We start from the raw sequence: 14616 nt of genomic DNA on the forward strand, positions 1-14616 counted from the left end.
AGACTGAGCTTTCCTGTGTGTTTTCTCTCGCGGGCCTCCTCCAGGAGAACGAGGACCCCCCCCTCCTTCAACACACCCCCCTCGGGGAAAGAGAGAAACACACTCCCCCCCCCGCCCCCCCCCCCCCCCCCCGGGCCCCGAGCCTTCAACACCATCTGCCGGCCGACTTCGCCGGTATTTTGTTCCGCGGGTTCCACCCGGTGGGGCGGGACTGCGGGGATCGCGGATGCGTGACCGGGGACCACCTTCCAATCCGGGGCCTGCGGTACCCGGGCGGACTTCTCCCTCGCCCGGGCGATCCTTGATGGCGTCTGCTCCTTACCTTGCGTTACTCGGTTGAACCACTGGATACCGCGGGTACTGCTCGCGGCCTTCGTCGGGCCGCGTCCTGCTGGACGTGCTCGTGCGGCGGTTCGTCCCGGCCGCACTCTCTTCGACTTCTGAGTACAGCAGAAACCATACCCCTGCAGTGAGGCCATGTCTACTCCCGCCACTACAGATTTTCTCCTCGGCTGCACGGGCCCACCTGCCGGGAAGTAGGCTGCACCCGGCACCGACGAGGCGGGGGACGGAGCACATGACGGCTGAGACGGCACAGCGGTGGGCATCGGCCCTCGATGCGGTGGTGGTCTACGCGCAGGGCGCGGTCTGCCGTCGCCTGGCCCGCGGCAGTGTGTCGCCGGGCGGCCGTGTCCGGGTGACGGGGCTGCCGCGCTCGCTGGATCCGGGGTCCCTGCGGGCCCGGGTCACGGGCGACGGCGCCGTGCGCGTCATCGAGGCCCGCGTGGAGGTGGAGGCCGAGCCCCTGGGCAGCGCCGCGCCCGACGCGTTGCGACACGAGGTCGAGCGGCTGCGTGACGAGTACGCGGCTGCGCAGGGACGCCGTGACCGGCAGCTGAGCCTCGTCGAGGAGGTCAGTGCGCTGCGCCCGGTTCCGCCGGCCCGCAGGCGGGACGACCCTCACCGCCGCACCCCGGTGGACGCGTGGCTGGAGCTCGCCGAGTTCGTCGACGAGCGCCTGACCGGACTGCACGCCCGCCTCGCCGAGCTGGAAGAGGAGCTGACCGGCGTCGAACACGCGCTCTCCGTCGCCGCCGACCGGCTCGCCCGCGCCTCCACCGACGCGCCCTCGGCGCACGTGGAGACCACGGTCTGCGCGGTGCTGGCCTTCGACGGCTCCGGTGACGTGGAAGTCGAGCTGGAGTACGGAGTGCCGGGCGCGGTCTGGGTGCCGGCCTACCGGCTCACCCACCGTCAGGGCGACAGCAGCGGCCGTCTCGTCCTGCGCGCCTCCGTCGCTCAGCGCACCGGCGAGGACTGGACCGGTGTGCGCATCGCCCTGGCCACCGCCGATCTGCGGCGCCGCACCGACCTGCCCAGGCTGCGCTCGATGCGCATCGGACGCCGTCAGCCCGCCCCCGTGCCTTCCGGCTGGCGTGAGCCGCCGACGGGTCTGGCCGACCTGTTCGCCGGGTACGACGGTGCGGGCCCCCACCCGGCGGGGACCGCCGCGGCCCTGTCCGTCGCGGGCGGCCCCGGGGCCGCGGCGGGCGGCTACGCGGCCGCTCCGGCGCCCGTTCCCCCGCCACCGCCGCCTCCGGCTCCCCAGGCCTACGGCGCTGCGCCCTCCACCCCGCCGGTCGGCAGCGCGTACCCGGAGGCCTTCGCCGGCGGGATGGACGACTTCGAAGGGGCGGCCCCCTCGCGACCGGGCAGCGGGCCGCGTCAGCGGGCCGCGGGCAGGGCGCCCGCCGCCCCCGCCGCCATGGCACCCGCCGCCTCGGGCTGGGCGGCGCCGCCGGCACCCTTCGCACCCGCGGCGCCCGGCTCGGCCGCGCCGCGGGCGGCGGCTCCGGCGGGTCCGCCGCAGCCGAGCGGCGCCGAGCTCGACTACACCGCTCTGGTCCTGTGCGGCCCCGACGAGCAGGGCGGTCGCCGAGGCCGGCTGTTCCCCGACGCGACCTTCGACCCGGTCGCGGCCGAATACCGTCGGCGCGCCGAGACGGTGGCCGCGCTGCCGCTGCCCGGCCACGCCGTGCGGCCCCGCGAGTCGGCCGGTTCCTTCGACCACCGCTTCGACGCCGTCGCCCGCGCGGACATCCCCTCGGACGGCGCCTGGCACTCCGTCACCGTCGGCGAGATCCCGGTGGGCCTGCGCACCGAGTACCTCTGCGTGCCGTCCGTGGAGCAGACCGCGTACGCGACGCTGGTGCTGTCCAACTCCACCGACCAGGCCCTGCTGGCCGGCCCGGTGGAGGTCACCGCGGACGAGGACTTCCTGCTGACCACCGCCCTGCCGACGCTCGCCCCCGGCGGGGTGTGCCGGGTGGGTCTCGGCCCGGCCGAAGGCATCCGGGTCACCCGCCGTACGAACGTGCACGAGTCGACCTCCGGGTTGCGCAACACCACCACCGTGCTCGACCACCGTGTCCATGTGGAGCTGTCCAACCGGCTGTCCGTCCCGGTCACCGTCGAGGTCCGCGAACGGGTTCCGGTCACGTCCGACACGGACGTCCGGATCGAGGAGCGGGCCGACTGGTCGGCGCCCCCGGAGGGCGCCGAAGCGGCGCCGCACGCCCCCGGCACCCGCATCTGGCGGGTGGACCTGCCCGCCGGCGGCACCACCGCCCTCGACGGCGGCTACGAGATCCGCATCCCGTCCGCCAAAGCCCTGGCCGGCGGCAACCGCAGGAGCTGACACACCCCATGTCCACGGCACCGCAGCCGATCCCCCTCCCCGTCACCGCCGTCACCTGCCTGGAGGACCGCGCCCATGTGGAGCGCACCGCCGTGCTCGACCTCGAGACCGGAGTCCAGCGGCTGCGCCTGGGGCCCGTCAGCGCGCTGGCCGTCGACCGCACCCTCCACGCCGAGCTGACCGCCGAGCACCAGGCGACCGTGCTCGACGTGCGGATCGTCCGCGATTGGACGCCGCGCGGGCCCCGGCCCGCCGACGACGACTCCGCCCTGCGCCACCGCGTGCACACGCTCGAACGGGAGCTGGTCGCCCTGGGCGGACGGCGCGACCGGCTGCGTGCCCGGCTCGACGTGCTCGGTCGTCTCGCCGCCGATCTCCTGCGGGAGATCGGCGAGGGCGCCGGCTCCGGGGAGACCGAGGGCCCGCGCTGGCATCGCGAACTGGACCGGGTGGACGACGAGCGCGACTCGCACGGCGAGCAACTGCGTGCCGTGGAAGCCCGGCTGGAGGACCTCACCACCGAACTCGGTGAGGCCGGGCGGGCTTTGGACCTCGCCGAGCAGGAACCCACCGAGCTGACCGGCCACATCGAACTGACCGTCGAGGCCGCGGCCGCCGGACCGGCCGGTCTGCGCCTGAGCCATCTCACTCCCTGCGCCCTGTGGCGGCCCGCCTACCGGGCCGTCCTCGACGGGGAATCCCTCACGCTGGAGACCGACGCGATGGTCTGGCAGCGCACCGGCGAGGACTGGTCCGACGTCCGGTTGACGCTGTCGACCGCGCGTTCGGCACTCGCCACCGAGCCGCCCCGGCTGGGCGAGGACCGGCTGACGCTTCAGGACCGCTCCTCCGCGGAGCGCCGCACCGTCGACGTCGAGCTGCGCGAGGAGGACGTCGCCGAACTCGGCCCGGCCCCGGTGCTCGGCCTGCCCGGAGTGGACGACGGCGGCGAGGTACGGGTGCTGAACTCCCCCGCACCGGTCTCCGTGCCCGCGGACGGCCGCGCCCACCGGGTGCCGCTCTCCGCCTTCACCGCCACCGCGCGCACCGAGTACGCCTGCGCGCCCGAGCTGTCCCCGCTGGTCACCCAGGTGGTGCGGTTCGACAACCTGTCCGGCCACGCACTGCTCGCCGGCCCCGTCGACCTCGTGCGTCACAGCGGGTTCAGCGGCCGCGGCACACTGGACTTCACCGCCCCGGGCGCCCCCGTCGAACTCGCCTACGGCAGCCGCGACGACCACCGGGTCACCCGGCACACCGAGGAGACCCGCGACACCTCCGCGATCACCCAGCGGACGGTCATCACCCGCACGGTACGGCTCCACCTGTCCCGGTTCTCCACCCCCGGCGAACACGGCGATCAGACGATCGTCCTGCGTGAACGGATCCCGGTTTCCGAGGTCTCGGCGGTACAGACGCGCCTGCGGGAGGAGGTCTGCTCCCCCGCCCCCGACACGGTCGACGCCGACGGCATCGCCCGTTGGAACCTCGCCCTCGCGCCGGGCGGCCGGCGCACGGTCACCCTCGTCTACGAGCTGTCGGCGAGCGCCAAGGTCACCGGGCTCTGAGGACCGCAGACGCGGACCGTTCCGCGGAGCCCTCGGAGGCCGTCGGTCCCGCCCTCGGTCGACGACGGCCCGCTGCGGGCGTCACACGAGCTGGTAGCCGCGCAGACCGGTGAGCAGGAGGTAGGTGTCCTGCAAGGAGCCTGAGGTGTCGCCGAGCGAGCGGTAGATGCCCCATTTCGGGCGCACCCGGTCGGCCAGGAAGGTGTCGACACCGGTCTTCGACGCGTCGACGACGGTGGCGCCGCCGCGCTTGAGGATCCAGCGGACCGAGCCCGCCGAGCCGTTGCCGACCTTGATCCGGAAGTCGACGTCGGCCCAGGTGTCGTGCAGCGGTTCCAGGTCGGTGCGGCCGACGAGGATGTCGTCCTCGAACAGCTTCAGCTCGATGGTCTGCCTGCCGTTCACGCGGCGCAGCGACTGCACGACGATCGGGGAGGTGCCCGTGCCGGGCTGCTTCATCTGCATGATGTGCGTGAAGGCGGTGGTCGCCTTCAGCGAGCTCGGGATGTACATCGAGTAGGTGACCCGCCAGGTCTGGCCCGAGGTCCATGTGAGGTGGTCGCCGCCGCTGCCGTTGCGCAGGCCGGTGACCTCCTGGCGCTGGCGGTCGGTGGAGGTGTCCCGGTCGGCCATGTGCATGTTGAAGCGCCAGTTGTTCCCGGCGGTGAGGATGTGCGGCTGACCCGAGGTGTGGGAGTCGGCGCGGTCGTCCTCGACGGTCTCGAAGGCGCCGAGGCCGTCGCGGCTCGCCGACGGCGCCCACTTCAGCTGCCAGGAGGCGGCGTCTGCGGTGCCGGGCAGGCCGGCGACCGTGGCCGCCGCTGCTCCGCCGAGTGCGGCTCCGAGCAGGGTCCTGCGGGAAGCGCTCATGGCTGACTCACCTCGTTCTGCGTGGGGGTGGAGGAGCCGCGCGACCGGATTCGTTCACGTAGGTGCATCGAGTTCATGCGGCGGATTGCGCGGCGTGGAACAGATTCCCTGCCGGACCGAGCCGGGTCAATGGTCCGGACCGATCGCGTCCGAGCCGTTTCCGGCCAATCCCCGGTTGACGCAGGGGGGTTGACGACCTCGGCGACGAGGGGCCACCTTGTTCGCACCCAGTAAGGAAACTTTCCTAACAGAAGGGTTCCACCGTGCCCCCCACACTGCGCTCTCGAACGCTGCCCCTCACCGCGGCCGCGGGTGCCGCCCTCCTCGCCACCGCCGTCCTCCCCGCGAACGCCTCCGGGCTCGCCCGGGGATCCGGGCCGGACACGGCGGGCCCCACGTCCACACGGGAGGGCTCGGTCAGCGCTGCCGACCTGCTCGCCAAGGTGACGTCGTGCTCGCAGATATCGAGCGGCAAGTACCGGACCGACGACGAGACGTCGGCCACCGTCCCGGTGTGCGGCAAGAACGGCGCCGTCTTCTGGAAGGCCGACATGGACATCGACTGCGACGGCCAGCGCACCTCGAAGTGCAGCGAGGCCACCGACCCCTGGTACCAGGACGACACCGCCTTCCACCAGTCGGACGGCAGGCCGCTGCGCGCCGACACGCTGCCCTACGTCGTCGTGCCCAGCGCCAGTTCCCTCTGGAACTACAGCTCCGCAGGCATCAAGGGCGGCGGGGTCGTCGCCGTGATCTACCAGAACAAGGTGGAGTACGCGGTCGTCGGCGACACCGGCCCCACGAAGATCATCGGCGAGGCCTCGTACGCGACGGCCAAGGCGCTCGGCATCGATCCGGACCCGGAGAGCGGCGGCACCGACTCCGGCGTCACCTACATCCTCTTCAAGAACTCCCAGGCGTCCCCCATCGAGAGCCACAGCGCCGCGGTGAGCCTCGGCGACCGGCTGGCCCAGGCGTTCGTCCGCGACAACTAGGCCCGCTCCGGCAGGGCCGGGCTCCCGGTCCTGCCCGGGACCGCGTCACCCGGTCACGGGCGCCGCTCGGCGTCGATCTCGGCGATCAGGGCCTCGATACGGGCCTTGATCTCGTCACGGATGGGACGGACGGACTCGACGCCCTTGCCCGCCGGGTCCTCCAGAGCCCAGTCGAGGTACTTCTTGCCGGGGAAGACCGGACAGGCGTCGCCGCAGCCCATGGTGATGACGTAGTCGGACGCCTGAACGGCCTCGGTGGTGAGGATCTTCGGCTCGGCGCCGGCGATGTCGACGCCGACTTCCCTCATCGCCTCGACGGCGGAGGGGTTGACCCGGTCGCCCGGGACGGAGCCGGCGGAGCGGACCTCGATCCGGTCGCCCGCGAGGTGACCGAGGAATCCGGCGGCCATCTGGGAGCGGCCCGCGTTGTGCACGCAGACGAACAACACGGAGGCGAGCGGGGTGGAGGGCATCGGTTCTTCCTTCGTCAACGGGCGGGTCCCATGCATAAGCCCGGAGTGATGTGACAGTATCAGCCCATGATGACGTCAGTCGACGCTGATCTGATCCGGGTTCTGGCCGACCCGCTCAGGCTGCGGATCGTGACCCTGCTCGCCGAAGAGACGCTGTGCACCACCCACCTGGTGGAGGAGACGGGGGCTCGTCAGACCAACCTCTCCAACCACCTCAGGGTGCTGCGCGAGGCCGGAGTCGTCGAGACGGAGCCGTGCGGCCGGTACACGTATTACAGGCTGCGCCCCGATGTCGTCGCCCGCCTCGCCGACGGGTTCGCCGGGCTGGCCGCGTCCGCTCGCGCCACCGCCGCCAACAAGAGGGCCTGCCCGTGACCCCCACCGAAGCACCCGCGACCACTGCCGAGGATCCTTCGGTCGTCGCGAAGCTGTCGACGCTCGACCGGTTCCTCGCCCTGTGGATCCTCACCGCGATGGCCGTCGGCCTCGGACTGGGCCGGCTCGTCCCCGGGCTCGACGACGCCCTGGCCGAGGTGGAGATCGCAGGCATGTCCCTGCCGATCGCCGCCGGCCTGCTGATCATGATGTACCCGGTCCTGGCCAAGGTCCGTTACGACAGGCTCGACGCCGTCACCGGCGACCGCAGGCTCATGGCCTTGTCGCTGGCCGTCAACTGGGTCGTCGGCCCGGCAGTGATGTTCGCGCTGGCCTGGATCTTCCTGCCGGACCTGCCCGAGTACCGCACCGGTCTGATCATCGTCGGCCTGGCCCGCTGCATCGCCATGGTCGTCATCTGGAACGACCTCGCCTGCGGCGACCGCGAGGCCGCCGCCGTGCTCGTGGCCCTCAACTCGGTCTTCCAGGTCCTGGCGTTCGGCCTGCTCGGCTGGTTCTATCTCGACCTGCTGCCGGCCCTCCTGGGCCTGGGGGACGGCGACCCCCTCGACGTCCCCCTGTGGAAAATCGCCCTGAACGTCGTCGTCTTCCTCGGCGTCCCGCTGCTGGCCGGCTTCGTCACCCGCCGCGTCGGCGAGCGGAGGCTGGGCCGGGAGCGGTACGAGTCCGGCCTCCTGCCGCGGATCGGCCCGTGGGCGCTGTACGGCCTGCTCTTCACGATCGTCGTCCTCTTCGCCCTCCAGGGGAGGACGATCACCTCGCAGCCGCTGGACGTGGCCCGCATCGCGCTGCCGCTGCTGGTGTACTTCGCAGTGATGTGGTTCGGCACGTTCGCCCTCGGCAAGGCCGTCGGCCTCCCCTACGACCGCACGGCGACCCTCGCGTTCACCGCCGCCGGCAACAACTTCGAGCTGGCCATCGCGGTCGCCGTCGCCACCTTCGGCGTCACCTCCGGCCAGGCCCTGTCCGGTGTCGTCGGCCCGCTCATCGAGGTCCCGGTTCTGGTGGCGCTGGTGTACGTCTCCCTGGCCTGGCGGCGGAGGTTCGCTCCCGCCCGTCAGTCCACGGCGGCATCGCAGGAAAGCTGACGCAAGGGGCCCGGTCCGTCCGGGCCGGCCACGCCGGTGCGTCAGGTCGGGCGGGACGTCAGTGGCTGCGGGGCGCGTACATGATGACCGCCATGCCCGCGAGACAGACCACCGCGCCGATCACGTCGTAGCGGTCCGGGCGGTAGCCGTCGGCGACCACGCCCCAGGCGATCGACCCGGCGACGAAGATCCCGCCGTACGCGGCGAGGATACGGCCGAAGTGATCGTCGGACTGGAAGGTGGCCACCACCCCGTACAGGCCCAGGGCGAGCACACCGGCGCCGATCCAGATCCAGCCCCTGTGCTCGCGGATGCCCTGCCACACCAGCCAGGCGCCGCCGATCTCGAACAGGGCGGCGACGACGAACAGGGACACGGAACGCGCGACGGTCATGCCGGTGAGGCTACCGGCGGCCCGTGACCGGTCAGGCATGGCCCGTCAGGCCGTCGCCGGTCAGGCGTGGCCGGTCAGGCCGTCGCCGGTCAGGCGTGGCCGGTCAGGCCGTCGCCGGTCAGGCGTGGCCGGTCAGGCCGTCGCCGAGGCCGTCGTCAGCAGCCGGCCCATCGCGGCCAGCACCGCCGGCTCGACCCGGTAGTACACCCACGTGCCGCGCCGCTCGGAGGTGAGCAGACCGGCCTCCTTGAGCTTCTTCAGGTGGTGGGAGACCGTCGGCTGGGAGACGCCGACGTCGGAGATGTCGCAGACGCACGCCTCCCCGCCCTCGTGGGAGGCGACCGCCGAGAACAGCCGCAGCCGCACCGGATCGCCGAGCGCCTTGAACATCCGCGCGGCCGTCTCGGCCTCGTCCGCGGTGAACGGGCGCTCGGTCAGCGGCGGGCAGCACGGCGCCACCGCCTCTTCAGGGGCACGGTCCAGCAGCGGCAGCGCCTTCGTATTCGACATGCATCTATGTTGACATACATCGAAGCAGACGCCCCGCCCCTCGCCAGAGCTCACCATTTCGATAAACGTCTATGTTGACGACTGTCGATACAGGTGCCATGCTGACAGGGCATAGATCGATGAACATCGAAACAAAGGGGAACCCAGTGGCTGCGTCCGCCAACAGCGTGTCCACCACCGACCGCCTGCCCGTCGTGGTCGTCGGCGCGGGGCCCGTCGGCCTGGCCGCCGCCGCCCGCCTCGTCGAGCGCGGCCTCGAGGCCCTCGTCCTCGAGGCGGGCCCGGTCGCCGGCAGCGCCGTACGCGAGTGGGCGCACGTCCGGCTGTTCTCGACGTGGGGCGAGGTCATCGACCCGGCCGCCGAGAAGCTCCTCGCCCCGACGGGCTGGGTCCGCCCCGACACCTCCGCCTACCCGACCGGCGGCGACTGGACCGAGCGCTACCTCCAGCCCCTCGCCGACGCCCTGGGAGACAGGATCCGCTTCGGCGCCACGGTGACCGGAGTCGCCCGCGCCGGCCGCGACCGCGTGGTCGACTCCGGCCGCGACGAGCAGCCGTTCACCGTGCACGTCCGGCGCGCCGACGGACGCGAGGAGCGGATCACCGCCCGAGCCGTCATCGACGCCTCCGGCACCTGGTCCGGTCCGGGCCCGATGGGCGCCGACGGTCTGCCCGCCCTCGGCGAGAAGGCGGCTGCCGACCGCGTCTCCTACCGCGTCCCCGACCTCGGCGACCCGGCCGTACGCGCCCGTTACGCGGGCAGGCGCACCGCCGTGGTCGGCTCCGGCGCCTCCGCCTTCACCGCGCTCGCGCTCCTCGCCGACCTGGCGAAGGAGGAGGACGGCACGCACGCGGTGTGGATCCTGCGACGCGGCATCGGCGCGAACACCTACGGCGGCGGGAACGCCGACCAGCTGCCCGCCCGGGGCGCGCTGGGTCTGCGGGCCAAGGCCGCCGTCGAGGCCGGCCACGCCGGGGCGGTCACGGGATTCCGCACGCGGGCCGTGGAACGCGACGGCGAGGACCGGCTCGTCCTGGTCGCGGAGGACGGCCGCCGCCTCGACCCCGTCGACGAGGCCATCGTCCTCACCGGGTTCCGCCCCGACCTGTCCTTCCTCTCCGAGCTCCGCCTCGCCCTCGACGAGCGCCTCCAGGCCCCGACGGCCCTCGCCCCGCTCATCGACCCCAACGTCCACTCCTGCGGCACCGTCTACCCGCACGGCGTGAACGAGCTCTCCCATCCCGAGCAGGGCGTCTACCTGGCTGGTATGAAGTCCTACGGCCGTGCCCCGACCTTCCTCGCCATGACCGGCTACGAGCAGGTCCGTTCCCTCACCGCCGCGATCGCGGGCGACCAGGAGGCCGCCGGGCGCGTCGAGCTCACACTCCCCGAGACGGGGGTGTGCGGCGGCGCGGGCCTGTTCGACGAGCCCGACGACACCGAGCAGTCCGGCGGCGGATGCTGCGCCGCGCCCACCGTCCGCACCGCCCTCCGGATCGGAGTCGGATCCCCCGCTGATTCCCCGGCCGTCGCCTCCGCCGGCTGCTGAACTCCTCACCCACCCCAGGAGGTTCACATGACGTCCCGCATACAGCTCGCCCTGCGCGTTCCCGACCTCGCCGCATCCGTCGCCTTCTACACGAAGCTCTTCGGCACCGCACCGGCCAAACTCCGCGACGGATACGCCAACTTCGCCGTCGCCGAGCCTCCGCTCAAGCTCGTCCTGATCGAAGGCGGCCCGGACGAGGCGACGCGCATGGACCACCTCGGGGTGGAGGTCGCGACCACCGAGGCGGTCCAGGCCGCCACCGCCCGCCTGGGCGAGGCCGGACTGACCACCGACGTGGAGAACGACGCCACCTGTTGCTACGCCCTCCAGGACAAGGTGTGGGTCCACGGCCCCGGCCGGGAACCCTGGGAGGTGTACGTCGTCAAGGCCGACGCGGACTCGCTTGCCAGGCAGCAGGGCAGCACCTGCTGCGCCGACCCGGCCGGGTCCGACACCGGCTCGAAGGACACCGCGGTCGCGGGCGGCTGCTGCGGGGTGCCCGCGTGACGACGCTCGCCTGAAGCCGGACGGCCGGCGCGCCCGGCCTCCCCCCGCCGTGGACCGGGACGGGCGGCCGGCGCGCGGTGCTCTGCTGTTTACGGGGCAATCGGACTGGGACCGACCGCACGACGAGGGAGTGTCCACGCCATGGGAACCGCCGTCCACGTCCCCCAGACCCGGGACATGATCGGAGAGGAACTCTCCGGAGACGAGGCGTTCACCGCCCTGCGCCGCTACGGCGGGCTGCGGTTGCTGACCGACTCCTTCTCCCGGTTCCGTTACGCGGACGGCTTCACCAACGCCCGCGCCCTCGCCTTCCAGGTGGTGCTCGGTCTGGTGCCCTGCACCGTGGCGCTCGTCGGCCTGGCCACCTCGGTGCACACGGAGGGGGTGGGCCGGATCATCGAGCTGACCCTCGGCCGCATCGTGCCGGGCGCCAGCGCCCACATCGTCGAGGACGCCTTCGAGGGGACCCGGCGCAACGCCCACGGCGATGTGTGGAGCACGCTCGCCCTCTGGCTCGGCCTGGCCTTCGCACTGCTGAACCTCGCCTCGGCCATGGGGCAGATCGAACGCGGCGCCAACCGCATCTACGGCATCGAGCGCGATCGGCCCTTCCCGCGCAAGTACGCCAGGGCACTGGTCCTGGCGCTCGCCGCCGGTCTGCCCCTGGTGCTGGGGTTCGTCGTGCTCGTCGCGGGCGAGGCCGTCGGCGACGCCATCGCGCAGTCCGCCGGAGGGGAGGGCGACGGACCGCGATGGTGGGGCGTCCTGGAGATCCCGGTGGGTCTCGTGCTGGCCTGGGTGGCCTCGGCCGTGATCTTCCGCTGGTCGCCCCGCCGCGTCCAGCCGGGCTACACCTGGCTGGCCTTCGGCTCCGCCGTGCACCTGCTGCTGTGGGTCGCGGCCACCTGGCTGCTCGCCCTGTACGTCGAGGAGAGCGGAGCGTTCGGCGCCCTGTACGGGCCGCTCACCGCGTTCATCGCCCTGCTGTTGTGGGCCAATCTCACGGCCGTCGCGCTCTTCCTCGGCATCGCGTTCGCCGCCCAGCTCGAAGCGGCCCGGGCCGGCATCGAGTCGGCCGTGCGCCCGGATCCGGGGCCGGGTGCGTGACGGGTCCTCGCACAGGCTCCGGTCGGTTCCCGTCACGCACCTCGCGCGCCATGCCCCGGACGTGGCAGGCGCGTCATCGGCCGGCTGCCGCCGCCGTCACCGTCGTGGGGTCCACACCGGTCAGTTCCACGATGCGGTGCGGCGGCACTCCGGCGGCCAGCGCCCGGCCGATCAGACCGTCCCGGTCGTCGGTGAAGTCGCGGTAGGCGAGGAGCTCCTCCTCCACCTGCGCGAGCGCCGCGGGCGCCATCAGGTGACGCACCCGGCTCAGCTCCTCGTCGCTCAGCGGCACCGGCAGCCGTTCCGCGCCCTCCGGGACGGCCCCCGTCTCCTCGGGCGGCAGGAGACGCAGTCGCGGGGACGTCGCCGAGCTTCCCTGAGCGTCCAGCCACGCCCGTACGGCGGGGGTCTCCATGCAGGCGAGGTCGCCGACGGCGGACGGGGCGACGCCGAGCATCGCGGTCGCGTCGTCGAGGAGGAACAAGTAGGCGTCGTCGGTCATGCGCAGCTCCTTCTCCTGGGAGTCGGCCGCGTGGGGGGCGGCCGGTCGACGTCCCCTTACCCCGCCGCAGCGGGATTACCGTCGGCCGGCCCACCCGGAGCGGCGTGAACCCCCGGGTGGTCCGGCGACGCAGGGGCTGCGGCCAGGGGCGAGGAGGACGACCCGTCGGCGGCGGTCGTGGGGCGGGAGCGGGCGGCACCCGTCCTTCCCACCGCGAGAGTAGCCCCTCCCCTGCACGCGCCCTGTCGTGTGGCGCGCGTGTCCCGGGCGTCGTCGGCGGGCCGGGGTCCCGCGCAGGTGACGTCCGCGGCGGGCAGTCGTCCCGTGCGCAGGTAGGCGTTGACCGTGCCGTCGGCGCAGTCGTTGCCGTACGCGCCGTAGAGGCCGTGCCGGTCGGAGCCGGTGACGGTGACCAGACGCGAACCGGGCCAGGCCCGGTGCATCGCGGAGGCCCCGGCATAGGTGGTGCGGGGGTCGCCCGTGGCGTTGACCATCAGCGCGGGGAAGTCGTCGCGCACGGCGGTGGGGCGTTCCCGGGGCCGGTCCCAGAAGGCGCACGGGCTGATGCCGTTCGTGAAGGGACCCATCAGCGGATGGCGCTCGCGGCTGCGCTGCACGTCCCGCCAGTAGACGTCCGGGTCGCGCGGGGCCGCCACGTCGCCGCAGAGGATCGCGGTCTGCACACTGCCGTAAGCCGATCCGCCGTCGCCGCCCTTCAGCAGGAAGCCCAGGCCTGCGGCGAAGTCGGCGTCCGGTTCGGCGTGCTCTTCCCGCGCGGCCTGCTCGAGGGTGCGGATCGAGGACGTGAACGACCGCCGTGCCTCGTCCGTGTCGTCCGAGAGGCCGTTGAAAACGACGAACGGCACGGTGTGCGCGTCCAGCCGATACGACTCCGATGTCCCGCCGCCGACCACCAGGGGTCGTTCGGCGGCGGTGCGCTGGATGCGGTCGACGGTGGCCAGGACGGCGTCACGCGTCGCGCCGAGGCCGTATTCGGCGTGGCGTTCGGCGGCCCAGGCGGCCCAGCGGCCGAACGCCTGCTCGTTGGCGGTCTCGGTGCCGACGAGCAGCCGGGGGCTGTAGCGGGCCGGGTCGATCACTCCGTCGAGGACCATGCGGTCGGTGCGCCCGGGGAACATCGTCGCGTAGACCTCGCCGAGGTAACTGCCGTACGAGTAGCCCAGATAGGAGATCCGGCGCTCACCGAGCACGGCGCGGACGACGTCCATGTCCCGGGCGGTGTTGCGGGTGGTGACGAACGGCAGCACATCGGCGTTCCTCGTGCGGCACCGGTCGGCCAGGCTCCGTACGAAGGCCGTGACGCGGTCGAAGCCGGCCCGGTCCTCGCCCGCCCAGCGGAACGGGCTGCCGGTGGGCCAGCCGCAGTCCAGCGGGGTGCTGCGGCCGACGAACCGGGGGTCCACGCCCACGATGTCGTAGCGGCCGGCCACGTCCTTCATCGCGGCGTGCACCCAGGGCGGGTCACCGATGGCCTGTCCGCCGGGGCCGCCCGTGTTGAGCAGGAGCGAGCCGATGCGGTGGGCGCTGTCGGCGGCCTTGATCCGCGAGATGGCGAGGGTGATCGTGCGGCCGCCGGGACGGGCGTAGTCGAGGGGAACGGTCACGTCGGCGCAGCGGGCTCCGGCCTTCTCCAGTTGCTTGCCGGTGCCGTCGTCGGAGCCGAGGACGCAGCTCTTCCAGACCACCTTCTGGCGGTGGTAGCGGCCGAGACCGTCGGCGGACGACGGGACGGACGCCGTGGTGGCCGGCGCCGTGGTCGTGGCGGGCGTCGTGGTCGTGGCGGGCGTCGTGGTCGTGGCCGAGGCGGCGGTGGGCAGTACGGTCAGACTCGCGGTGGCGGTCAGGGCCAGCGCGGCGGCACGCAGGCTCATGCGAACTCCTCTGCGGTGTCGGGGTTGTGGGCGCCCGGGCGGGGGTCGGGTGGGCGGTGCGCGGGT

General features: G+C 73.0%; 14 protein-coding genes. 8 read left to right on the plus strand and 6 right to left on the minus strand.

The genetic code is table 11. From position 1 onward, the window contains the following. The first annotated feature begins 577 nt into the window (after positions 1-577). Positions 578-2698: a DUF4139 domain-containing protein gene (locus ACZ7DE_RS30510; protein WP_470766781.1), complete on the plus strand. Its 2121-nt coding sequence runs from the start codon at positions 578-580 to the stop codon at positions 2696-2698. 8 nt (positions 2699-2706) lie between these two features. Further along, positions 2707-4266, plus strand: coding sequence for a mucoidy inhibitor MuiA family protein (locus ACZ7DE_RS30515; protein ID WP_470766783.1), 1560 nt, complete (start codon positions 2707-2709; stop codon positions 4264-4266). 81 nt (positions 4267-4347) lie between these two features. Here ACZ7DE_RS30515 and ACZ7DE_RS30520 read toward each other — a convergent pair whose 3' ends face one another. Then, positions 4348-5136: a Tat pathway signal sequence domain protein gene (locus tag ACZ7DE_RS30520; protein WP_470766785.1), complete on the minus strand. Its 789-nt coding sequence runs from the start codon at positions 5134-5136 to the stop codon at positions 4348-4350. 275 nt (positions 5137-5411) lie between these two features. On the opposite strand from ACZ7DE_RS30520, the gene ACZ7DE_RS30525 reads away from it, so the two are divergent. Continuing rightward, a complete protein-coding gene (locus ACZ7DE_RS30525) occupies positions 5412-6131 on the plus strand; it encodes a glycoside hydrolase family 75 protein (protein WP_470767084.1) in 720 nt (239 codons plus the stop codon). A 53-nt stretch (positions 6132-6184) separates the two neighbouring features. On the opposite strand, the gene ACZ7DE_RS30530 is transcribed toward ACZ7DE_RS30525, so the two are convergent. Continuing rightward, positions 6185-6604: an arsenate reductase ArsC gene (locus ACZ7DE_RS30530; protein ID WP_470766786.1), complete on the minus strand. Its 420-nt coding sequence runs from the start codon at positions 6602-6604 to the stop codon at positions 6185-6187. A 66-nt stretch (positions 6605-6670) separates the two neighbouring features. Here ACZ7DE_RS30530 and ACZ7DE_RS30535 point away from each other — a divergent pair, with 66 nt between their 5' ends. Further along, positions 6671-6979 carry an ArsR/SmtB family transcription factor gene (locus ACZ7DE_RS30535; protein WP_470766787.1) on the plus strand — a complete coding sequence of 103 codons (309 nt, stop codon included), beginning with the start codon at positions 6671-6673 and terminating at the stop codon, positions 6977-6979. Further along, the gene (gene arsB / locus ACZ7DE_RS30540; protein WP_470766788.1) at positions 6976-8088 is read left to right on the plus strand and encodes an ACR3 family arsenite efflux transporter; all 1113 of its coding nucleotides are present in this window, start codon (positions 6976-6978) and stop codon (positions 8086-8088) included. The genes ACZ7DE_RS30535 and arsB overlap by 4 nt, the downstream gene beginning before the upstream one ends. 58 nt (positions 8089-8146) lie before the next feature. On the opposite strand, the gene ACZ7DE_RS30545 is transcribed toward arsB, so the two are convergent. Together ACZ7DE_RS30545 and ACZ7DE_RS30550 are read right to left on the minus strand one after the other, a co-directional pair. Then, the gene (locus ACZ7DE_RS30545; protein WP_470766790.1) at positions 8147-8482 is read right to left on the minus strand and encodes a YnfA family protein; all 336 of its coding nucleotides are present in this window, start codon (positions 8480-8482) and stop codon (positions 8147-8149) included. 132 nt (positions 8483-8614) lie between these two features. Continuing rightward, a complete protein-coding gene (locus tag ACZ7DE_RS30550; protein WP_470766792.1) occupies positions 8615-8992 on the minus strand; it encodes an ArsR/SmtB family transcription factor in 378 nt (125 codons plus the stop codon). A 119-nt stretch (positions 8993-9111) separates the two neighbouring features. Here ACZ7DE_RS30550 and ACZ7DE_RS30555 point away from each other — a divergent pair, with 119 nt between their 5' ends. The 3 genes from ACZ7DE_RS30555 to ACZ7DE_RS30565 all read left to right on the plus strand — a co-directional run bounded on the left by ACZ7DE_RS30555 (position 9112) and on the right by ACZ7DE_RS30565 (position 12156). Beyond that, on the plus strand, positions 9112-10542 hold the full coding sequence (locus tag ACZ7DE_RS30555) for an NAD(P)-binding domain-containing protein (RefSeq protein WP_470766793.1): 1431 nt from the start codon (positions 9112-9114) through the stop codon (positions 10540-10542). A 27-nt stretch (positions 10543-10569) separates the two neighbouring features. Next, a complete protein-coding gene (locus tag ACZ7DE_RS30560; protein WP_470766795.1) occupies positions 10570-11049 on the plus strand; it encodes an ArsI/CadI family heavy metal resistance metalloenzyme in 480 nt (159 codons plus the stop codon). A 141-nt stretch (positions 11050-11190) separates the two neighbouring features. Then, the gene (locus tag ACZ7DE_RS30565) at positions 11191-12156 is read left to right on the plus strand and encodes a YihY/virulence factor BrkB family protein (protein ID WP_470766797.1); all 966 of its coding nucleotides are present in this window, start codon (positions 11191-11193) and stop codon (positions 12154-12156) included. Positions 12157-12229: 73 nt separating this feature from the next. Here ACZ7DE_RS30565 and ACZ7DE_RS30570 read toward each other — a convergent pair whose 3' ends face one another. Both ACZ7DE_RS30570 and ACZ7DE_RS30575 read right to left on the minus strand, forming a co-directional pair. Beyond that, positions 12230-12658 carry a DUF6003 family protein gene (locus ACZ7DE_RS30570; protein ID WP_470766799.1) on the minus strand — a complete coding sequence of 143 codons (429 nt, stop codon included), beginning with the start codon at positions 12656-12658 and terminating at the stop codon, positions 12230-12232. 56 nt (positions 12659-12714) lie between these two features. Then, on the minus strand, positions 12715-14550 hold the full coding sequence (locus tag ACZ7DE_RS30575) for an alpha/beta hydrolase (protein WP_470766800.1): 1836 nt from the start codon (positions 14548-14550) through the stop codon (positions 12715-12717). Positions 14551-14616: the final 66 nt, after the last annotated feature.

This window comes from Streptomyces sp. NPDC037083, from assembly GCF_055606485.1.

Excerpts from the sequence above, each read along its gene's own strand:
- ACZ7DE_RS30535 (WP_470766787.1), top strand. The coding sequence starts at position 6,671 with ATGATGACGTCAGTCGACGCTGATCTGATCCGGGTTCTGGCCGACCCG.
- ACZ7DE_RS30570 (WP_470766799.1), bottom strand. The coding sequence starts at position 12,658 with ATGACCGACGACGCCTACTTGTTCCTCCTCGACGACGCGACCGCGATG.
- ACZ7DE_RS30560 (WP_470766795.1), top strand. The coding sequence starts at position 10,570 with ATGACGTCCCGCATACAGCTCGCCCTGCGCGTTCCCGACCTCGCCGCA.
- ACZ7DE_RS30520 (WP_470766785.1), bottom strand. The coding sequence starts at position 5,136 with ATGAGCGCTTCCCGCAGGACCCTGCTCGGAGCCGCACTCGGCGGAGCA.
- ACZ7DE_RS30545 (WP_470766790.1), bottom strand. The coding sequence starts at position 8,482 with ATGACCGTCGCGCGTTCCGTGTCCCTGTTCGTCGTCGCCGCCCTGTTC.
- ACZ7DE_RS30510 (WP_470766781.1), top strand. The coding sequence starts at position 578 with ATGACGGCTGAGACGGCACAGCGGTGGGCATCGGCCCTCGATGCGGTG.
- ACZ7DE_RS30575 (WP_470766800.1), bottom strand. The coding sequence starts at position 14,550 with ATGAGCCTGCGTGCCGCCGCGCTGGCCCTGACCGCCACCGCGAGTCTG.
- ACZ7DE_RS30565 (WP_470766797.1), top strand. The coding sequence starts at position 11,191 with ATGGGAACCGCCGTCCACGTCCCCCAGACCCGGGACATGATCGGAGAG.
- ACZ7DE_RS30515 (WP_470766783.1), top strand. The coding sequence starts at position 2,707 with ATGTCCACGGCACCGCAGCCGATCCCCCTCCCCGTCACCGCCGTCACC.
- ACZ7DE_RS30555 (WP_470766793.1), top strand. The coding sequence starts at position 9,112 with ATGAACATCGAAACAAAGGGGAACCCAGTGGCTGCGTCCGCCAACAGC.
- ACZ7DE_RS30550 (WP_470766792.1), bottom strand. The coding sequence starts at position 8,992 with ATGTCGAATACGAAGGCGCTGCCGCTGCTGGACCGTGCCCCTGAAGAG.
- ACZ7DE_RS30530 (WP_470766786.1), bottom strand. The coding sequence starts at position 6,604 with ATGCCCTCCACCCCGCTCGCCTCCGTGTTGTTCGTCTGCGTGCACAAC.